Here is a 21,026-nt window from a genome sequence, read left to right as displayed (position 1 = left end):
TCCATGTTCAATCACTTGCTCAGCCTGCTGATCTGGCTACCCGTCGTCGGAGCCATCCCGGTGCTGCTTGCCGGTTCGGCCCGACCCAACCTGGCGCGCTGGCTGTCGCTGCTGGTGGCGGTGCTCGCCTTCGTGGCCAGCCTGTTCCTGCTGGTGCAGTACAACCCCGACGGCGCCGCGATGCAGCTGGTCGAAAGCCACCTGTGGATCGCCTCGTGGGGTGTCCATTACGGCCTGGCGGTCGACGGCATCTCGGTGGCGCTGATCGTGATGACCACCTTCGTCGGCATCCTGGTGATCGCCGGTGCGTGGGAAGTCATCCAGGACAAGCCGCACCAGTACATGGCCGCGATGCTGATCCTCGAAGGCCTGCTGATCGGCGTGTTCTGCGCCACCGACGCGCTGCTGTTCTACGCGCTGTTCGAGGCCATCCTGATCCCGATGTTCATCCTGATCGGCGTCTGGGGCGGTCCACGCCGCGTGTACGCGACGCTGAAGTTCTTCATCTACACGTTCTTCGGCTCGGTCTTCATGCTGATCGCGCTGCTGTACCTGTACCAGAAGGCGGGCACGTTCGATCTCGCCACGCTGGCCGCGCTGCCGCTGACGTTCAAGGAGCAGACCTGGATCTTCTTCGCGTTCCTGATCGCGTTCGCGATCAAGGTGCCGATGGTGCCGGTGCACACCTGGCTGCCGGATGCCCACGTGGAGGCGCCCACCGGCGGTTCGGTGGTGCTGGCGGCGGTGATGCTGAAAGTGGGCACGTACGGCATGCTGCGCTTCATCCTGCCGATCGTGCCGGACGCGGGCGCGCATTTCGCCTGGCTGATCATCGTGCTGAGCCTGATCGCGATCGTCTACATCGGCTACGTCGCGCTGGTGCAGGAAGACATGAAGAAGCTGGTGGCGTATTCGTCGGTGGCCCACATGGGCTTCGTCACGCTGGGCATCTTCATCGCGTTCATGCTGGTGCGCGAGCAGGGCAATACCGACATGGCGCTGCTCGGCATGCAGGGCGCGATGATTCAGATGATTTCGCACGGCTTCGTCTCCGGCGCGATGTTCACCTGCATCGGCGTGATGTACGACCGCACGCATACGCGCCTGATCAAGGACTACGGCGGCGTCATCAACGTGATGCCGTGGTTCGGCTTCTTCTACGTGCTGTTCGCGATGGCCAATTGCGGCCTGCCAGGCACCAGCGGTTTCGTGGGCGAGTTCATGGTGATCCTGTCCAGCTTCAGCGCCAATCCGTGGATCGCGCTGTTCGCCGCGTTCACCTTGATCATCGGCGCGGCCTACACGCTGTGGCTGGTCAAGCGCGTGCTGTGGGGCGAGATCACCAACCCGCACGTGGCCGAGATGAAGGAAATCAACGCGCGCGAGACGTTCGTGCTGGGGGCCTTTGCCGCTGCCGTGCTGGCGCTGGGCATCTGGCCGCAGCCGCTGGTCCACCTGATGGACGGCTCGGTGGCGCAGCTGGTGCAGCAGCTTGCCATTCACAAGATTTGATCGGGACCGAACATGCCAACTTTGAATGACATCCTGATCCTGCTGCCGGAGTTCTATCTGGTGGCGGCGGCGTGCCTGCTGTTGCTGCTGGACGCCTTCATGAAGCCTGCGCAGCGTCCGCTGCTGCACTGGATCTCGATCGCGGTGCTGCTGGTGGCGATCTACCTGGTGATCGCCGGCCAGCCGCCGCAGGCGGTGACCGCGTTCGGCAGCATGTTCGTGCGCGACGACGTGGCCGAGATCCTCAAGGTATTCGCGCTGGGCACCACCGCCATGGTGTTCGTCTACGCGCGCCCGTACCTGATCGACCGCAAGCTGCTCGGCGGCGAGTTCTACACGCTGATGATCTTCGCGGTGATCGGCATCATGCTGCTGGTCTCGGCCGGCAACCTGGTGACCGTGTACCTGGGGCTGGAGCTGCTGTCGCTGTCGTCGTACGCGCTGGTCGCGTTGAACCGCGATGCGAAACTGCCGCCGGAGGCGGCGATCAAGTACTTCGTGCTGGGTGCGCTGGCCTCGGGTATGCTGCTGTACGGCATGTCGATGGTCTACGGCGCTTCCGGCATGGGCGGCACGCCGAGCCTGGATCTGGCACAGCTGCACAACGTGATGAGCTACACCACGGCGCCGACCCTGCTGCTGTTCGGCCTGATCTTCATGATCGTCGGCATCGGCTTCAAGCTGGGCGCCGCGCCGTTCCACATGTGGATCCCCGACGTCTACCAGGGTGCGCCGACCCCGGTCACCACCTTCATCGCGTCGGGTTCGAAGTTGGCTGCGTTCGGCATGGCCTATCGCCTGCTCGACTCCGGCATGGGCGACCTGTCGCAGCACTGGCAGCTGATGCTGGCCGTGCTGGCGGTGGCTTCGCTGGCGATCGGCAACCTGGTCGCGATCGTGCAGACCAACCTCAAGCGCATGCTGGCGTATTCGACCATCTCGCACATGGGCTACCTGCTGCTCGGCCTTTCCGCCGCTGGTCCGGAAGGCTATGCCGCCGCGATGTTCTACGCGATCTGCTACGCGCTAATGGGCGTGGCCGCGTTCGGCGTGATGCTGGCGCTGACCCGGGCGGGCTTCGAGTGCGAGGAAATCGCCGACCTGAAGGGGCTGAACCAGAAGTCGCCGTGGATGGCGTTCCTGATGCTGCTGGCGATGTTCTCGCTGGCCGGCGTGCCGCCGCTGTTCGGTTTCTGGGCCAAGGTGCTGGTGCTGGAGGCGGCGATCCACGCGGACATGCTGTGGCTGGCCATCGTCGGCATCGTGTTTGCGATCATCGGTCTGTACTACTACCTGTACGTGGTCAAGGTGATGTATTTCGACAAGCCGGTCGAGGGCAGCGTGCTGCAGGTGCAGTCGGACCGGCCGCTGCGCGTGGTGCTGTCGCTGAATGCGTTGTCGCTGCTGGTGCTGGGTTTGTACTGGGGGCCGCTGCTGGGCTGGTGCCGGCGCGCGTTCGGGCTGTGAGTCACTGCCCGGCGCCGAATGCCTTCGATCGAGACTTGCAAGAAACCGGCCACCTAGGTAAACTCTTCGGACTCTGATGCGGGGTGGAGCAGTCTGGCAGCTCGTCGGGCTCATAACCCGAAGGTCGCAGGTTCGAATCCTGCCCCCGCTACCAGATCTTTCTTGATGCAAGAAAGCCTCCTCGTGAGGCTTTTTTGTTGGGCGCACGGATGCGTCGTGCCTGGCTGCCGTTGGCGGCCACGGGCGCCGGAAAGAGCTGCACGAGGAGGAACATCGGCGAGATAGGGAAATGGGCCGTTGGAGCCCATTTTTTGTTTCTGCCGTTCTGAAAGAGTGATCTGGGAAGGTTACCCATGGATACACAGGCACTGGCACAACGCTTCAGCGAGGTACTGGCCGATCTGGGTCTGGAATGCCTTGGCGTGGAGTTCACCCCGTCGCACGGGCAGAGTACCCTGCGCGTCTACCTGGACCTGCTGGACAAGGAAACCGGCGACGGCGAGCGTCGCGAGGTCGGCATCGAGGATTGCGAAACCGCCAGTCGCGAGCTGTCCGCCTTGCTGGACGTGGAGGATCCGATCCCCGGCCATTACGTGCTGGAAGTTTCCTCGCCGGGACTGGATCGACCGCTGTTCACCGCCGCACAGTTTGCGCGGGCCAGCGGGCAGGAAGTGAAATTGCTGCTGAAGGCGCCGCTGGAAGGTCGCCGTCGTCTGCGCGGCAAGCTGGTTTCGGCGGAAAGCGGGCACATCGTGCTGGAAGCCGAAGGCAAGACATTCGAATTCGATCACGCGCTGGTGGAAAGTGCGCGTGTGGTGCCGGACTGGGTGGCGCTTGGTTATGCGCCGCAGCCCAAGCGCGGTAGCAAGACGCCCGGCAAGAAGTAATCAGTGCGGCCATTATGGTCGCGTTCCAAATTTTGTGTTCAGGGATGAACGCAACAATTTAACCATCGGTATCCGGACGGGATACTTACGGAGTTGCTGCAATGAGCAAAGAACTTTTGCTGGTCGTCGATGCGGTTGCCAATGAAAAAGGTGTCCCGCTGGAAGTGATTTTCGAAGCGATGGAGGCCGCGCTGGCCTCGGCCGCGAAGAAGCGCTATCCGGACGAGGAACCCGACATCCGCGTGTCGATCGACCACAACACCGGCGAATACGAGACATTCCGTCGCTGGGAGATCATCGCCGATGACGGCGAGATGGAATCGCCGTCCTACCAGCTGCGCCTGATGGACGCGCTGGACGAGCGCGCCGACGCCGAGGTGGGCGAGTACATTGAGCAGCAGGTCGAGAATGCCGAGTTCGGCCGCATCGCCGCGCAGGCCGCCAAGCAGGTGATCGTGCAGCGCGTACGCGAAGCCGAACGCCAGCAGGTGGTCGACGCGTTCGCCGATCGCGTGGGCGAGCTGGTCACCGGTATCGTCAAGCGCGTCGAGCGCGGCAACATCTATCTGGACCTGGGCAGCAACGCCGAGGCGTTCATCCCGCGCGACAAGACGATTCCGCGCGAATCGGCCCGCGTCGGCGACCGCGTGCGCGGCTACCTGTACGAAGTGCGTTCCGAGGCCCGCGGCCCGCAGCTGTTCGTGTCGCGCGCTGCGCCGGAATTCATGATCGAGCTGTTCAAGCTGGAAGTGCCGGAAGTCGGCCAGGGCCTGGTCGAGATCAAGGGCTGCGCCCGCGACCCGGGCGACCGCGCCAAGATCGCCGTGCTGGCCCACGACAGCCGCACCGATCCGATCGGCGCTTGCATCGGCATGCGCGGTTCGCGCGTGCAGGCGGTCTCCAACGACCTCAACGGCGAGCGCGTCGACATCATCCTGTGGCACGAGAACCAGGCGCAGTTCGTCATCAATGCGATGGCGCCGGCCGAAGTGCAGTCCATCATCATGGACGAGGAAAAGCACTCGATGGACATTGCGGTGGCCGAGGACAAGCTGTCCCAGGCGATCGGGCGCGGTGGCCAGAACGTGCGCCTGGCCAGCAAGCTCACCGGCTGGCAGCTCAACGTGATGACCCAGGACCAGGTCACCGCGAAGAGCGAATCCGAACAGGAAGCCGCGCGCCAGCTGTTCATGGACAGGCTGGAAGTGGATCAGGAGATCGCAGTCATCCTGGTGCAGGAAGGCTTCTCCAGTGTCGAGGAAATCGCCTACGTGCCCAGCGCCGAGCTGCTGGCGGTGGAGGGCTTCGACGAAGACATCGTCGAGGAGCTGCGCGCCCGCGCCCGCGATGCGCTGCTGACCGAGGCACTGGCGGTGGAGGAAGGCGTCGACGAACATCAGCCTTCCGAAGAGCTGATGGCGCTGGACGGCATGGACGAGGCGACGGCCTATGCACTGGCCGCTCGTGCGGTGACTACGGTCGATGACCTGGCCGACCTGGCGGTGGACGAACTGATCGATATCGAAGGCATGGACGAAGAGCGTGCCGCTGCACTGATCATGGCCGCACGTGCGCCGATGATCGCGCGGCTGGAGAAAGGCGGCTAACCGCGGACGGCGGCACCCTGGAAGGGTGTGCCGAGAAAGGCTTCCGGGAAGCCTTTCACCACGGATGGAGGTGGCGGCGTGAATGACGCCGCACAAGATGATAAGCGCGGGAACGGCGGAGCAAAGAACACGATGTCGGACGTCACGATCAAACAACTCGCCCAGGTACTGGGCATGCCGGTCGACAAGCTGCTGACGCAGCTTGGCGAGGCGGGCATGAAATTCTCCGACCAGGAGCAGGCCATCAGCAGCACCGAGAAGGTGAAGCTGCTTGGCTTCCTGCGCCGTACGCACGGCAAGAGCGAGACCACTGCCGAGGTCGAGGACAGTGCGCCACGCCAGATCACCTTGAAGCGCCGCACGGTCGGCGAACTGAAGGTGGCCGCGCCGGGTGGCCGCGGCGCCACGGGCACGGCCAAGACGGTCAATGTCGAGGTGCGCGCCAAGCGCACCTACGTCAAGCGCAGTGTGATCGCCGAGGAAGCCAGCGCCGAGCCCGAGCGCGAGGACGCCGTGCGCAAGCTGCAGGAATCGCAGCAGCAGCGCGAGCAGGAAGAGCGCGAGCGGGTCGAGGCCGAGCAGCGCCGCCAGACGGAAGCGCAGCAGCGCGCCCTGGACGAACAGCAGCGCAAGCTCGAGAAGGCGCAGCGCGAGGTCGAAGCGACCAGCGCAGCCGAGCCGGTTGCGGCAGCGCATGTCGAGACGGCGCCGGAACCGGCCGCCGAAGCGGCGCCCGTGGCTGCCGCCGACGATGCGGGGGCCGTCCAGCGCATGGATCAGCGCGACCTTGGCATGATCCTGCCGCGCATTCATGAGCCGCGCAAACGCGAAAAACTGGTCAAGCCGGCAGCGGCCCCCGCTCCGGTGGTGGCCGCCCCGGCGGCCCGTGCCGCGGTGGCCGGCAGCACGGCCGCTCCAGCCGCCGCTGGCGACGCCAGCCGCGGCAAGCCCAAGCATCCCCGTGAACGCAACGAGAGTGCCGGTGGCAAGGAAGACCGCGACAGCGCCGCCAGCAAACGTTTCGCCGGTGGCCAGATGCACCTGAGCGAGGCCGATCGGGCCCGCCGTTCTTCCAGCAGCAAGCGTGGCAAGCCGAGCCGCAGTGGCGGGCGCGAATTGTCGCGTGGTGGCAGCAGCGCGCCGACCGGCCCGCATGGCTTCTCGCGGCCTACTGCGCCGGTCGTGCGCGAAGTGGTGGTGGGCGATACCAACGTCGTCGCCGAGCTGGCGCAGAAGATGGCGGTCAAGGGTTCCGAGGTGGTCAAGGCGCTGTTCAAGATGGGCGTGATGGCGACCATCAACCAGACCGTCGACCACGACACCGCGGTGCTGGTGGTCGAGGAACTCGGCCACACCCCGGTGGCGGACAACCAGAACAACGCCGAGGAGACGCTGGCGGCGCACACCCAGAACATCGAACTGGAGGGCGAGAAGGTCACGCGTCCGCCGGTGGTGACGATCATGGGCCACGTCGACCACGGCAAGACCTCGCTGCTCGACTACATCCGGCGTACCAAGGTCGCCTCCGGCGAAGCCGGCGGCATCACCCAGCATATCGGCGCGTACCACGTGGAAACCTCCAAGGGCGTGGTCACGTTCCTGGATACGCCTGGCCACGCGGCGTTCACCTCGATGCGTGCCCGTGGCGCGCAGTCGACCGATATCGTGATCCTGGTGGTGGCCGCCGATGACGGCGTGATGCCGCAGACGGTGGAAGCGGTGAAGCATGCGCGCGCCGCCAAGGTGCCGCTGATCGTTGCGGTCAACAAGATGGACAAGGACGGCGCCAACCCGGACAACGTCAAGCAGGGTCTGGTGCAGTACGAAGTGGTACCGGAAGATTGGGGCGGCGACGTCCAGTTCATCCCGGTATCGGCCAAGACCGGCGCGGGCATCGAGGATCTGCTCGATGCGATCTCGGTGCAGGCCGAAGTGATGGAACTCAAGGCCGTCGTCGACGGTCGCGCTTCCGGCGTGGTGATCGAATCCAGCCTGGACCGCGGCCGTGGCCCGGTGGCCACTGTGCTGGTGCAGCAGGGCACGCTGCGCAAGGGCGACTTCGTGGTCTGCGGCGTCGAGTACGGTCGCATGCGCGCATTGATCGACGAAACCGGCAAGCAGGTGACCGAAGCCGGTCCGTCGATTCCGGTGCAGGTGCTCGGCCTGTCCGGCGTGCCGGAAACCGGCGACGATTTCGTCTGCGTCGAGGACGAGCGTCTGGCTCGCGAGGTGGCCCAGGAGCGTGAGCTCAAGCGGCGCGAAACGCGCATGGTCAGCAAGAGTAACCGGCTCGAGGACATCATTGCCAAGATGGGTCAGGGCGTGGAGCAGCAGACGCTCAACATCCTGGTCAAGGGCGATGTGCAGGGTTCGGTGGAGGCACTGCGCGAGTCGCTGACCCAGATCGGCAACGAGCGGGTCCGCGTCAATGTGGTCTCGTCCGGCGTCGGCGGCATCAACGAATCCGACGCCACCCTGGCGGCGGCCTCGAAGGCGCTGGTGATCGGCTTCAACGTGCGTGCCGATGCCTCGGCGCGCAAGGTGATCGAGACCAACGGCCTGGACGTGCGCTACTTCTCGATCATCTACGACGTGATCGACCAGGTGACCCAGGCGGCCACCGGCCTGCTCGGCATGGAAGTGCGCGAGGACATCATCGGCACCGCCGAGGTCCGCGACGTGTTCCGCAGCTCGAAGTTCGGCGCCGTGGCCGGTTGCATGGTCACCGAAGGCGTGGTCAAGCGCAGCAAGCCGATCCGCGTGCTGCGCGACCACGTGGTGATCTTCGAAGGCGAGCTGGAATCGCTGCGCCGCTTCAAGGACCTCGTCGACGAAGTGCGCAACGGCATGGAATGCGGCATCGCCGTGAAGCAGTACAACGACGTCAAGCCGGGCGACCAGATCGAGTGCTTCGAACGCACCGAAGTGGCGCGGACGTTGTAACGCTTTGCGTACAACGCCCGGGAATCGGGAGTGGGGAGTCGGGAATCGCAAAGCCTTTCCCGCTCCGCCCGGTTCTCGCGGCATTTCGATCGTTCGCGGCTTTGTGCTTTTACCATTCCCCATTCTCCATTTCCGATTCCCGGCTTCATCTATGCCTTCCCGTGATTTCAAACGTACTGACCGCATCGGTGCCGAGCTGCGCCGCGAGCTTGGCTTGCTGGTGCATGCGGCGGTGCGCGATCACGGTCTGCCGTCTGTCAGCGTGTCGGACGTGGAGATCACCCGTGACCTGGATTGGGCTACGGTGTGGGTTACTGCGTTGATGCCCGAGCAGGGGCTTCCCGCAGTGAAGGCGTTGAACGAGATGGGCCACGAGATCCGCCATGCGCTGGCGCACAGCGGCATGCGCATGCGCCGGGTGCCGGAGTTGAAGTTCAAGTACGACGACTCGGTCGACAAGGGCGAGCGCATCGAATCGTTGCTGCGCCAGCAGGCGCGCGACCTGACGCCGCCGGACGGCGACAAGCAGGATTGAACCGCAAGCCTTGGGCGCCACCGAGCCGATGAATCGCCTGCCGCGCATCCAGTTCCGTGATCTGCACGGCATCGTGTTGCTCGACAAGCCACCGGGCCTGAGTTCCAACCAGGCACTGCAGGCCGTGCGCCAGTTGCTGCGCGCGTCCAAGGGCGGCCATACCGGGGCGCTCGATCCGCTGGCCACCGGCCTGCTGCCGCTGTGTTTCGGCGAGGCGACCAAGCTGGCCGGCAGCCTGCTGGGCGCGCGCAAGGCTTACCTGGCCGAATGCCGGCTCGGCATCAGCACCGATACCGCCGACAGCGAGGGCGTAGTCGTTCAGCAACGCCCGGTGCCGAAGCTCGACGATGCAGCGATCGAGGCGGCGCTGGCCAAATTGCGCGGCCGCATCCTGCAGGTGCCGCCGATGTATTCCGCGCTGAAGCAGGGCGGCGAACGGCTGTATGCCAAGGCGCGCCGTGGCGAGACCGTGGCGGTGCCGCCGCGCGAGGTGGAGGTGTACCGGCTCGAACTGCTGGCGCGCGACGGCGACACGCTGCAGTTGCTGGTGGAATGCGGCTCCGGCACCTATGTCCGCTCGCTGGCGGTGGATCTGGGCGAGGATCTCGGTTGCGGCGCCCACCTGACCGCGCTGCGCCGGATCTGGGTGGAGCCGTTCCGCGAGCCGCAGATGGTGACTCTGGAACAGCTGCAGCAAGCGGCGGAGCAGGGTGACGAAGCCCTGCTGGCGTGGTTGCTGCCGGTATCGGCCGGGTTGTCCGATCTTCCGGTATTGCGGCTCGATGAGACGCAAAGCATGGCCATTTCACGCGGCCAGCAGATTGACTTGCCGGGCTTGCGGGAGGCAGGGCGCTGCGCGGCGTATGCCAGCGATGGCGCGTTGCTGGCGCTGCTGGAACCGGATGCCGAAGGGCGCGCGCGCATCCTGCGCGGCTTCAACCTGCCGCCGGACTGACCGATTTGCCCGGAACGCCGTTCCGCTCTTGTTGAAACACCGCTCCCATCAGTAGAATAGACAAGTTATTTCAAAGCTTTCATTCAACTAGGCGAAGCTTGCGCTTGCGTCATCACGATGATGCAAGCGCAAGCTTCGCATCGCCTTTCAAGGAAACGTATACCTCATGTCTCTTACCGCAGAACAAACCGGCAAGATCATCGCTGATTTCGGTCGCGTGCCGAACGACACCGGTTCGACCGAAGTCCAGGTGGCGCTGCTGTCCGCCCGCATCGACCATCTCACCGGCCACTTCAAGGAACACAAGCAGGATCACCATTCCCGCCGTGGCCTGCTGAAGCTGGTCAACCAGCGCAAGCGCCTGCTCAGCTATCTGAAGGATCGCGATCTTGCGCGTTACCAGACCCTGATCGAACGCCTCGGCCTGCGTCGGTAATTCGCGTGCGTTCATCCGTGAACGCAAAGATCAAGAGGCGCCCATCCGTGGGCGCACTTCTCAATCAGAGCAGGAATTAAGCACGTGGCAAAAGTAACCAAGTCATTCCAGTACGGTAACCACGAAGTCACACTGGAGACGGGCGAAATTGCCCGCCAGGCGTCCGGTGCGGTCATGGCCAGCATGGGCGGCACCGTGGTGCTGGTCACCGCGGTGGCTGCGACCAAGCAGAAGGAAGGTCAGGATTTCTTCCCGCTCACCGTCGATTACGTCGAGAAGTTCTACTCCGCCGGCCGCATCCCGGGCGGCTTCTTCAAGCGCGAAGGCCGTCCGACCGAGAAAGAGACGCTGACCTCGCGCCTGATCGATCGCCCGGTGCGCCCGCTGTTCCCGGACGACTTCAAGAACGAAGTGCAGGTCATCGCCCAGGTCGTCTCGCTGAACCCCGAGGTTGACGGCGACATCGTCGCGTTGCTTGGCGCCTCTGCCGCGCTGAGCCTGGCCGGTATCCCGTTCAAGGGTCCGATCGGCGCTGCCCGCGTCGGTTATGCCAACGGCAAGTACCTGCTGAACCCGACGGCCACCGAGCTGAAGACCTCCCAGCTGGACCTGGTCGTCGCCGGTACCGCCGGTGCCGTGCTGATGGTGGAATCCGAAGCGCAGCTGCTGTCCGAGGACGTGATGCTCGGCGCGGTGATGTTCGGTCACCAGCAGATGCAGACCGCGATCCGCGCGATCGCCGAGCTGGCTGCCGAAGCCGCCAAGCCGTCGTGGGACTGGCAGGCGCCGGCCCACAACGAGTCGCTGGTCGCTGCACTCAAGGGCGCCGTCGGCAACAAGCTGGCCGAAGCTTTCTCGGTGCGCGACAAGCTGCAGCGCCGCGACGCGATCGCCGCGATCAAGGCCGACGTGATCGACTCGCTCAAGGCGCAGGCCGAAGCCAACGGCTGGTCGTCCGGCGAGCTGTCCAAGGAATTCGGCGAGCTCGAATACCACACCATGCGCGACAGCGTGCTGAAGACCAAGGTGCGCATCGACGGCCGCCAGCTGGACGACGTGCGCGCGATCACCGCCCGTGTCGGCGTGCTGCCGCGTACGCATGGCTCCGCGCTGTTCACCCGCGGCGAGACGCAGGCGCTGGTCGTCGTCACGCTGGGCACCACGCGCGACGCGCAGATCATCGACGCGCCCGGTGGCGAGTCGAAGGATCCGTTCCTGTTTCACTACAACTTCCCGCCGTTCTCGGTGGGCGAGGCCGGCCGTTTCGGCGCGCCGAAGCGTCGCGAGATCGGCCACGGCCGCCTCGCCAAGCGCGGCGTGCAGGCGGTGAAGCCGACGATCGAGGAATTCCCGTACGTGCTGCGCGTGGTCTCGGAGATCACCGAGTCCAACGGCTCCTCGTCGATGGCTTCGGTGTGCGGCTCCTCGCTGGCGATGATGGATGCCGGTGTGCCGCTGAAGGCGCCGGTGGCCGGTATCGCGATGGGCTTGGTCAAGGAAGGCAACGACTTTGTGGTGCTGTCCGACATCCTGGGCGACGAGGATCACCTCGGCGACATGGATTTCAAGGTGGCCGGTAGCGCCGACGGCATCTCCGCGCTGCAGATGGACATCAAGATCGACGGCATCACCGAGGAGATCATGAAGGTGGCGCTGGCGCAGGCCAAGCGCGGCCGCCTGCACATCCTCGGCGAAATGAACAAGGCGCTGTCCACGGCCCGCTCGGAAATGAGCGAGTACGCCCCGCGCCTGATCACCATCAAGATCCACCCGGACAAGATCCGCGAAGTGATCGGCAAGGGCGGCGCCACGATCCGCTCGATCACCGAAGAGACCGGCACCACGATCGACATCAATGACGACGGCACCATCATCATCGGTTCGGTCAATCGCGAGGCGGGCGAAGCGGCGAAGAAGCGCATCGAGCAGATCACTTCTGACGTCGAGCCGGGCCGCATCTACGAGGGCAAGGTCGCCAAGCTGATGGACTTCGGCGCGTTCGTCACGATCATGCCGGGCAAGGATGGTCTGGTGCACGTGTCGCAGATCTCCGACGAGCGCGTCGAGAAGGTTTCCGACAAGCTGAAGGAAGGCGATATCGTCAAGGTCAAGGTGCTGGAAGTCGACAAGCAGGGCCGCATCCGCCTGTCGATGAAGGCCGTGACCGAAGAAGAGCGCGCCAGCGTCTGAGTTTTGGGACAAGGCGATTCCACAAGGCCCGGCCCATGCCGGGCCTTGTGCGTTCCGGCGCCGGTGATTTTGTGCAACGTGCTTTTGCTAGGATGGATGAACCTTGCACGAGGATGCACCGATGGCCGACCCGGCGAATGATTTCATCAGGGATTACCAGGCGCTGGCACAGCAGTCGTGGGATGCCTGGACGCGCCAGTTCCAGCAGCAACCCGCGGCGAATCCGTTCGCGCCGCCACCGGCGCCAGCCGCGGGCAACGACACGCTGGAACGCACGCTGGCCGGCCTGAAGGGATATTTCGACTGGATGCAGGCGGCCGCCGCTGGCGGCGCAGCCCAGCAGCCGACCGCCGACTGGCGCCAGCAGTTGCAGCAGATGTTCGGCGGCGCCAACCAGCCGTTTGCGCAGGCGTTCGGCGGGATCGACAGTGCCGGTGCGGAAGGCTTCGCGCGGCAATGGCAGTCCTGGTTGCAGGCGACCCAGCACAGCGGTTTCGGCGACCTGCCGGGCACGCACGGGCCGACGCCGGCGTTCGGCCTGAACCGCGAGCAGCAGATGCAGCAGCAGGCCCTGGCCACGGCGTTGCTGGAGTCGATGCAGGCATCCGCGCGCTATCAGGAACTGATCCAGCGCGCCAACACGCAGGGCATGCAGCGCCTGCAGGACAAGCTGGCCCAGCATGCCGAACCGGGCCGCCAGATCGATTCGCTGAAGGGGTTGTACGACCTGTGGGTGGACGCCTCGGAGGAAGCGTATGCCGAGATCGCGCTGTCCGACGAGTTCCGCGAGGTCTACGGCGAGATGGTCAACACGCAGATGCGCGTGCGCCAGTTGCAGCAACAGCAGACCGAACAGCTTTGCCAGCAGCTGGGCGTGCCGACGCGCGGCGAAGTGTCGAGCCTCGGCGAACGGCTGCAGGCCCTGCGCCGCGAATTCCGCGCCAGCCGGGCCGGTGCACCCGCCGATCGTGCCGACGAGATCATGGCGTTGCGCCGCGAGCTGACGGCCCTGAAACGCCAGATCAGCAGTGGTGCGGCAGCGACACCTGCGGCGAAGAAAGCCACCCCGGCGAAGCCACCGACTTCGGCGGTAAAGAAGTCCGTTTCGAAAGCCCCGGCAAAAGTGGCCCGCACGGCGGTGGCCAGCAAGACCAAGCTTGTGGCCGCATCCAAATCCCGCCCCAGTCCGCGCAAGCGCAAGTAAGGAGACTCCGCCATGTACACGCCATTGCGCATCGATCCGACCAAGGCCCTGGGCGACATCGCCACGTTCCAGCGCAAGCTCGCTGCGGGCATGGGCCATCTGCGCAGCATGCGCGAGCCCGAGTATGCGAATACTCCACGCGAACTGGTCTACAGCGAAGACAAGTTGAAGGTGTGGCATTTCACCGGCCACGGCAAGACCACCGCGAAAACCCCGCTACTGATTGTCTACGCGCTGGTCAACACGGTATGGATGACCGACCTGCAGGCCGACCGCTCGATGGTGCGCAACCTGCTGGAGCAGGGCGAGGACGTCTATCTGATCGACTGGGGCTACCCCGACGGTGCCGATCGCTGGTTGACGCTGGACGATTACATCAACGGTTATCTCGACCGTTGCGTCGATGCCGTGCGCGCGCGTCACGAACTCGATGCGATCAACCTGCTTGGCATCTGCCAGGGCGGCGCGTTCTCGCTGTGCTACACCGCGCTGCACGCGGACAAGGTCAAGAACCTGATCACCATGGTCACGCCGGTGGATTTCCACACGCCGGACAACATGCTGTCGAGCTGGTGTCGCAACATGGACGTGGACCTGTTCGTCGACACCATGGGCAATATCCCCGCCGGGCTGATGAACTACGTCTACCTCACGTTGAAGCCGGTGCGGCTGAACCAGCAGAAGTACATCGGCATGGTCGACATCCTCGACAACCCGACCGAGCTGGAGAACTTCCTGCGCATGGAGCGCTGGATCTTCGATTCGCCGGATCAGGCCGGCGAAGCGTTCCGCCAGTTCATCAAGGATTTCTACCAGGGCAACAAGCTGGTCAAGGGCACGCTCGAAATCGGTGGCCGGCCGGTGGACCTGGGCATGATCACCCAGCCGGTGTTGAACATCTTCGCCGAGCAGGATCACCTGGTGCCGCCGGATGCGTCGCGCGCCCTGGGCAAGCATGTCGGCACCACCGACTACACCCAGCTCGCGTTCAAGGGCGGCCACATCGGCATCTACGTATCCGGCCGCGCCCAGCGTGAGGTGCCGCCGGCGATCCATCAGTGGCTGCGCCAGCGCGGGTGAATCGCGTGCCAGCGGGCGATCGCCTGTCGTGCGAAATGCACGCACGACAGGCGATAATGAACGAATGACCGCATCCGCCGAAACCCACGATTCCATCCGCGCCGTGCAGTGGCAGGGCGATCACCTGCGCCTGCTCGATCAGCGCCTGCTGCCTGGCGAAGAACGCTGGATCGATTGCCGCGACGCGGCCCAGGTGACCCAGGCGATCCGTGATCTGGCCGTGCGCGGCGCGCCGGCAATCGGTATTGCCGCGGCATGGGGCGTGGCGATGGCTGCGCAGCAAGGCGCACCACTGGAGCCGGTGCTGGCGATGCTACGCGCAGCGCGGCCCACCGCGGTGAACCTGATGTGGGCGCTGGACCGGATGAAGAAGCGCATCGCCGCCGGCGCCGACGCCGATGCGCTGTTGCGTGAAGCGCAGGCGATCCAGGACGAAGACCTGGCCGCGAACCGCCGCATGGGCGAGCTGGGCGCCGCGTTGATCGCCCCCGGCTCGGGCGTGCTGACTCACTGCAACACCGGCTCGCTGGCCACCGCCGGCTATGGCACCGCGCTGGGCGTGATCCGCGCCGGTGTGGCGGCGGAACGCATCGCGCGGGTCTACGCCGGCGAGACCCGGCCATGGCAGCAAGGCGCCCGGTTGACCATGTGGGAACTGGTGCGCGACGGCATTCCGGCCCAGCTGATCGCCGACTCCGCCGCGGCGCACCTGATGAAATCCGGTGCCGTGCAATGGGTGATCGTGGGCGCCGACCGCATCGCCGCGAACGGCGACACCGCAAACAAGATCGGCACCTACCAGCTGGCGATCGCGGCGAAGTATCACGGCGTGAAGTTCATGGTGGTGGCGCCGTCCTCCACCGTCGACATGGCCACCGGCAGCGGCGAGGAAATCGAGATCGAGTTGCGCGACCCGGCCGAGCTGCTCAGCACCGCCGGCCACCGCACCGTGGTCGAAGGCGCACAGGCATGGAACCCGGTGTTCGACGTGGCGCCGGCGGAATTGATCGACGCGATCGTTACCGAGCGCGGCGTGATCGAGCGGCCGAACAGCATCGCGATGCAGGTGATGTTCGGATGCTGAAGTTGTCGCGCGAGGTCGCGTTGTTGCGGCCGATGGCGCGTTTGGCCTGCTGGTCGACGCCATCGTCGTGTGGGTTCTGGTGAACTTTCCGAGCCTGCACCGGTGGCCTTCGCTGGCCGCGGCGACCGGTTCGGCGATCGCCGCGCTGGTCAATTTTTCGACAGCCCGCGGAATGCTTTTCAAGCGTTCCGGGACGGCGGTGTAAGTTATTGATTTTCAATAGTTAAATCCTGTCTTTTTGATACCGTTCGTGATACACTCCTCGGGTTGATTTCGGGTCGCTTGCGTACGCGCTTGAGGCGCGGCGCCAGCGCCCTTTTTTCGTTATCAGGGAAGCCGATCAATGGCAGAACTCGCCAAAGAAATCATTCGCGTCAACATCGAAGACGAGATGCGCCAGAGCTATCTCGATTACGCCATGAGCGTGATCGTGGGCCGGGCCCTCCCGGATGTCCGCGATGGCCTGAAACCCGTGCATCGCCGCGTATTGTTCGCGATGAACGAACTCGGCAACGTGTGGAACAAGCCGTACAAGAAATCGGCCCGCGTGGTCGGTGACGTGATCGGTAAGTACCATCCGCACGGCGACCAGTCGGTGTACGACGCGATCGTGCGCATGGCGCAACCGTTTTCGCTGCGCTACATGCTGGTCGACGGCCAGGGCAACTTCGGCTCGGTCGATGGCGACAGCGCCGCCGCGATGCGATACACCGAGGTGCGCATGTCGCGCCTCACCCACGAGATGCTGGCCGATATCGACAAGGAAACCGTCGACTTCGGTTTCAACTACGACGAAAGCGAGCGCGAACCGCTGGTGCTTCCCGCCCGCGTGCCGAGTCTGCTGATCAACGGCTCCGCCGGCATCGCGGTGGGCATGGCCACCAACATCCCGCCGCACAATCTCAACGAGGTGGTTGCGGCGACGATGGCGTTGATCGACGAGCCGTCGCTGTCGATCGACGACCTGATGCACTACATCCCGGGGCCGGATTTTCCGACCTACGGCATCATCAACGGCTCGTCCGGCATCATCGAGGCGTACCGCACCGGCCGCGGCCGCATCCTGGTGCGCGCGAAGGCCGAGGTCGAGACCGAGAAGAACGGTCGCGAGACGATCATCGTCCACGAGTTGCCGTACCAGGTGAACAAGGCGCGGTTGATCGAGAAGATCGCCGAGCTCGTCAAGGAAAAGAAGCTCGAAGGCATCAGTGAACTGCGCGACGAGTCCGACAAGGACGGCATGCGCATCGTCATCGAGATCCGCAAGGATGCGATGGGCGACGTGGTGCTGAACAACCTGTTCCAGCAGACCCAGATGCAGGTGACCTTCGGCATCAACATGGTCGCCTTGCTGGACGGCCAGCCGCGCCTGCTGAACCTAAAGGACATTCTCGAAGCGTTCATCCGCCATCGGCGCGAGGTGGTTACCCGTCGCACCATTTTCGAGCTGCGCAAGGCACGTGCCCGCGCGCATATCCTCGAAGGCCTGACCGTGGCGCTGGCCAACATCGACGAGATGATCGAGCTGATCAAGACCTCGGCGTCGCCGGCCGAGGCGCGCGAGCGCATGACGGCGCGGCGCTGGGAAGCCGGTCTGGTGCGTGCCTTGCTTTCGGCCACCGGCGCGGCGGCGTCGCGGCCGGAGGAGATGGATCCGCGCGACGGCCTGAAAGACGACGGCTACCAGCTGTCCGAAGCGCAGGCGCTGGAAATTCTGGCGATGCGCCTGCATCGCCTGACCGGACTGGAGCAGGAAAAGCTTTCCGACGAATACAAGCTGATCCTGGAAACCATCCGCGGTCTGATCGAGATCCTGGAAAACCCCGATCGCCTGCTCGAAGTGATTCGTGGCGAGCTGGAAGCGGTCAAGGCCGAATTCGGCGATGCCCGTCGCACCGAAATCCAGCATTCGCAGGAGGACCTCAACGTCCTCGACCTGATCGCGCCGGAAGACATGGTGGTGACCCTGTCGCACACCGGCTACGTCAAGCGCCAGCCGGCCAGCACCTACCGTTCGCAGAAACGCGGAGGCAAGGGCCGCTCGGCGTCTGCGTTGAAGGACGAAGACGTCGTCGAGCAGCTGTGGGTGGTCAACACGCACGACACCCTGCTCACCTTCACCAGCACCGGTCGCGTCTACTGGCTCAAGGTTTACCAGATCCCGGAATCCGGTCCGGGCGCGCGCGGCAAGCCGATCATCAACCTGTTGCCGCTGGGCGAGGGTGAGAAGGTGCAGGCGGTGCTGCCGGTGCGCGAATACACCGATGATCGCTTCGTGTTCTTCGCGACGAGGCAAGGCACGGTCAAGAAGACCCCGCTGACCGAGTTCGCGTTCCAGCTGCAGAAGGGCAAGCTGGCGATCAAGCTGCATGACGGCGACGCGCTGGTCAACGTCGAAATGACCGACGGCAACAGCGATATCCTGATGTTCGCCTCCAACGGCAAGGTCAATCGTTTCGACGAGAACACCGTGCGCTCGATGGGCCGTACCGCCGCCGGTGTGCGCGGCATGAAGCTGGCCAAGGACGCCCATGTGGTATCGCTGATCGTGGCTGCCGAGGGCGACATCCTCACCGCGACCGAGCGTGGCTACGGCAAGCGCACCCAGCTGGTCGAGTTCACCAAGAAGGGCCGCGGTACCCAGGGCGTGATCGGCATCCAGTGCTCCGAGCGCAATGGCGCACTGGTCGGCGCCGTGCAGGTCACCGAGGCGCACGAGCTGATGCTGATCTCCGACCAGGGCACCCTGGTGCGTACCCGCGTGGCGGAAGTCTCGCAGCTCGGCCGCAACACCCAGGGCGTCACCCTGATCCGCCTGCCCGCCGACGAAACGCTGGTCAGCGTGATGCGGCTGGATGCGGAAGAGGACAATGGCGAGGGTGCCGAAGTCGTCGACGCCGATGCTCCGGCCGGTGACACTGGTTCCAGTGACGTCGAGCCGACAGTTACCGACGAATGAGCTTGGTGCAGTCCTGAATCGAAAAACCCAGGCGATGCCGGGGTTTTTTGTTGCCGGATCCAGGCCCGCCTCAGTGGGCGATTGCCGCCAGCATTGCCTCCGCGCTGGAAACCCGCAGCTCGCCGGGTGCCTCCACCTGCAGCAGGCGAACCACGCCATCTTCCGCATACAGCGCGAAACGGCGGGTGCGCAGGCCCATGCCGAAGGCGGTGCCGTCCAGTTCCAGTCCCAGTGCGCGGGTGAAGCTGGCGTTGCCGTCGGCGAGCATCAGCAGGCCCGCGGGGACCTGCTGCGAAGCAGCCCAGGCCTGCATCACGTAACCGTCGTTGACGGCCAGGCACATCACGCTGATGCCACGTTGCTGGAACTCGGCGAAGTGCGCCGAGTAGCCGGGCAGGTGCTTGTTCGAGCAAGTCGGGGTGAACGCGCCGGGCACGCCGAACAGCAGCGCCTTTCGTCCGGCGAACAAGACGGCGGACTGGGCCGGGCGGATGTCGCCGTCGATGACCTGGATGGTGGTATCGGGAATCGTGTCGCCAGGCTGGATGCTCATGCGGGTCTCGGGGAGAGGGAGAACCCCATCATGCTAATCGCGCGGCGGCGGACTGTCGCCTTGAATCGTTCGCCGCAGCACCTATTTTCTGGATCGGGCGGTGAGCGAGGCAACGGTTCGAGCCGGCAGCGGGTCAAGAAGACACCGGCGACGCCGCGACGCATTACCATCGATACCTGTTGCCGAGTCGGGTGCAGTTGCTGCCCGCGGCGGAGTCGATTTGCCGCGGGTTCTGTGTGAGCCGGGGAGTGTTCGTGGAATTCAAAGACTATTACGAGATATTGGGTGTGAAGCCCGATGCGAGCGAGGCCGAGATCAAGACGGCGTATCGCAAGCTGGCGCGCAAATATCACCCGGACAAGAACAAGGAAGCCGGCGCCGAGGAGAAGTTCAAGGCGGTCAACGAGGCCAACGAAGTGCTCAAGGACGCCGAGAAGCGGCGTTCGTATGATCAGTTGCGCGCCGGTGGCTACCGGCAGGGCGAGCAGTTCCGCCCGCCGCCGGGCTGGCAGGGGCAGCAGGGTTTCGGCGGCGGCGACGATGGCGACTTCAGCGATTTCTTCGAGAGTCTGTTCGGCCGCGGTGCCGCCGGCGGCCATCGGGGGCAGCCGCGGCCGCGTCGCGGTCACGACGTGCAGGCCTCGGTGCAGATTGACCTGCAGACCGCGTTCGACGGCGGCCGCACGCGGCTGTCGATGCACGACCCGGCCGGCAGCGAGCGCGTGCTGGAAGTGAAGATCCCGGCAGGGATCCAGCCGGGACAGGTGATCCGCCTGTCCGGCCAGGGTCGGAGCGGCATGGCCGGCGGGCCGAACGGCGACCTGCTGCTGGAAGTGGGTATCCGCGACGATGCGCGTTTCCGTCTGGACGGCCGCAACGTGGTGCACGTGCTGCCGATCGCCCCGTGGGAGGCTGCGCTGGGAGCCACCGTGCCGGTGCCGACCCTGGCTGGCACGGTCGATCTGCGCATTCCGGCCGGTTCGCAGTCGGGCCGCAAGCTGCGCCTGAAGGGGCGGGGCATGCCCGGCGCGAATCCGGGCGACCAATTGGTGGAACTGTCGATCCGCGCGCCGGCGGCCGACAACGACGAACAGCGTGCCGCCTACGAGGCGCTGCGCGAGGAGTTCGCGGACTTTGATCCGCGTCGCTGAGTCGCGCGGTCGGTGCAAATGAAAACGGCGCCTGCGGGCGCCGTTTTTCGCGAAGCTGGATCGTCAACGATCAGCCCGGCAGGAATTCCTGCAGCGCCTTGAGCAGTTCCTCTTCCTTGATCGGCTTCGTCACGTAGGCCTTGGCGCCCTGGCGCATGCCCCAGACTTTGTCGGTCTCCTGATCCTTGGTGGTCACCAGGATGATCGGGATATGCGCGGTCTCGGCGTTCTTGCTGATCGTGCGGGTAGCCTGGAAGCCGTTGAGGTTGGGCATGACCACGTCCATCAGGATCAGGTCGGGCTTTTCCGCCTTGGCCACTTCCACGCCAGCGGCGCCGTCTTCGGCGGAAAGGGTTTCATGCCCGAGTTTTTCGACGATCCGCTTGATGCCAAGCAGTTGTGACGGGGAGTCGTCGACGATCAGGATGCGTGCCATAAGCTAAAAGTCCCCTGCGAGTTTCGT

General features: G+C 64.9%; 17 protein-coding genes and 1 tRNA gene. 16 read left to right on the top strand and 2 right to left on the bottom strand.

All coding sequences use genetic code 11. The features are described 5' to 3' along the window. Positions 1–3: 3 nt before the first annotated feature. From ASG75_RS04270 to gyrA, 15 genes are all read left to right on the top strand, one after another. A complete protein-coding gene (locus ASG75_RS04270; RefSeq protein ID WP_056386020.1) occupies positions 4–1,512 on the top strand; it encodes an NADH-quinone oxidoreductase subunit M in 1,509 nt (502 codons plus the stop codon). A 12-nt stretch (positions 1,513–1,524) separates the two neighbouring features. Beyond that, positions 1,525–2,979, top strand: coding sequence for an NADH-quinone oxidoreductase subunit NuoN (gene nuoN, locus ASG75_RS04265; RefSeq protein WP_056386018.1), 1,455 nt, complete (start codon positions 1,525–1,527; stop codon positions 2,977–2,979). Between the two features lie 77 nt (positions 2,980–3,056). Further along, positions 3,057–3,133: transfer RNA gene (locus ASG75_RS04260), tRNA-Met, on the top strand. A 199-nt stretch (positions 3,134–3,332) separates the two neighbouring features. Then, a complete protein-coding gene (gene rimP / locus ASG75_RS04255; RefSeq protein ID WP_056386016.1) occupies positions 3,333–3,866 on the top strand; it encodes a ribosome maturation factor RimP in 534 nt (177 codons plus the stop codon). A 101-nt stretch (positions 3,867–3,967) separates the two neighbouring features. Next, a complete protein-coding gene (nusA, locus tag ASG75_RS04250; protein ID WP_056386014.1) occupies positions 3,968–5,473 on the top strand; it encodes a transcription termination factor NusA in 1,506 nt (501 codons plus the stop codon). Positions 5,474–5,605: 132 nt separating this feature from the next. Continuing rightward, positions 5,606–8,416, top strand: coding sequence for a translation initiation factor IF-2 (gene infB, locus ASG75_RS04245; RefSeq protein WP_056386012.1), 2,811 nt, complete (start codon positions 5,606–5,608; stop codon positions 8,414–8,416). Between the two features lie 151 nt (positions 8,417–8,567). Continuing rightward, a complete protein-coding gene (gene rbfA / locus ASG75_RS04240; RefSeq protein WP_056386010.1) occupies positions 8,568–8,951 on the top strand; it encodes a 30S ribosome-binding factor RbfA in 384 nt (127 codons plus the stop codon). Between the two features lie 28 nt (positions 8,952–8,979). Next, the gene (gene truB, locus ASG75_RS04235; RefSeq protein ID WP_056387016.1) at positions 8,980–9,906 is read left to right on the top strand and encodes a tRNA pseudouridine(55) synthase TruB; all 927 of its coding nucleotides are present in this window, start codon (positions 8,980–8,982) and stop codon (positions 9,904–9,906) included. A 166-nt stretch (positions 9,907–10,072) separates the two neighbouring features. After that, the gene (gene rpsO / locus ASG75_RS04230; protein WP_007513234.1) at positions 10,073–10,342 is read left to right on the top strand and encodes a 30S ribosomal protein S15; all 270 of its coding nucleotides are present in this window, start codon (positions 10,073–10,075) and stop codon (positions 10,340–10,342) included. Positions 10,343–10,426: 84 nt separating this feature from the next. Further along, the gene (gene pnp, locus ASG75_RS04225; protein ID WP_056386007.1) at positions 10,427–12,532 is read left to right on the top strand and encodes a polyribonucleotide nucleotidyltransferase; all 2,106 of its coding nucleotides are present in this window, start codon (positions 10,427–10,429) and stop codon (positions 12,530–12,532) included. 121 nt (positions 12,533–12,653) lie between these two features. Then, positions 12,654–13,736, top strand: a complete 1,083-nt coding sequence (locus ASG75_RS04220; RefSeq protein ID WP_056386006.1) for a poly(R)-hydroxyalkanoic acid synthase subunit PhaE — start codon at positions 12,654–12,656, stop codon at positions 13,734–13,736. Between the two features lie 12 nt (positions 13,737–13,748). Then, on the top strand, positions 13,749–14,816 hold the full coding sequence (locus tag ASG75_RS04215) for a class III poly(R)-hydroxyalkanoic acid synthase subunit PhaC (protein ID WP_056386004.1): 1,068 nt from the start codon (positions 13,749–13,751) through the stop codon (positions 14,814–14,816). A gap of 64 nt (positions 14,817–14,880) precedes the next feature. After that, on the top strand, positions 14,881–15,900 hold the full coding sequence (mtnA, locus tag ASG75_RS04210) for an S-methyl-5-thioribose-1-phosphate isomerase (RefSeq protein ID WP_056386002.1): 1,020 nt from the start codon (positions 14,881–14,883) through the stop codon (positions 15,898–15,900). Between the two features lie 46 nt (positions 15,901–15,946). Next, entirely contained in the window at positions 15,947–16,105 is a 159-nt protein-coding gene (locus ASG75_RS16750; RefSeq protein ID WP_157616911.1) for a hypothetical protein, read from the top strand. 138 nt (positions 16,106–16,243) lie between these two features. Then, a complete protein-coding gene (gyrA, locus tag ASG75_RS04205; protein WP_056386001.1) occupies positions 16,244–18,859 on the top strand; it encodes a DNA gyrase subunit A in 2,616 nt (871 codons plus the stop codon). Between the two features lie 70 nt (positions 18,860–18,929). On the opposite strand, the gene ASG75_RS04200 is transcribed toward gyrA, so the two are convergent. After that, a complete protein-coding gene (locus ASG75_RS04200) occupies positions 18,930–19,412 on the bottom strand; it encodes a peroxiredoxin (RefSeq protein ID WP_056385999.1) in 483 nt (160 codons plus the stop codon). A 254-nt stretch (positions 19,413–19,666) separates the two neighbouring features. Between ASG75_RS04200 and ASG75_RS04195 the strand changes: the two genes are divergently transcribed. Then, positions 19,667–20,563, top strand: coding sequence for a DnaJ C-terminal domain-containing protein (locus ASG75_RS04195; RefSeq protein WP_056387015.1), 897 nt, complete (start codon positions 19,667–19,669; stop codon positions 20,561–20,563). Between the two features lie 70 nt (positions 20,564–20,633). On the opposite strand, the gene pilH is transcribed toward ASG75_RS04195, so the two are convergent. Then, a complete protein-coding gene (gene pilH / locus ASG75_RS04190) occupies positions 20,634–20,999 on the bottom strand; it encodes a twitching motility response regulator PilH (RefSeq protein ID WP_056385998.1) in 366 nt (121 codons plus the stop codon). Between the last annotated feature and the right edge of the window lie 27 nt (positions 21,000–21,026).

Source organism: Rhodanobacter sp. Soil772 (assembly GCF_001428385.1).
In the GTDB taxonomy this organism is placed as follows: Bacteria; Pseudomonadota; Gammaproteobacteria; order Xanthomonadales; family Rhodanobacteraceae; genus Rhodanobacter.
This window is presented reverse-complemented; position numbering and strand designations above follow the sequence as displayed.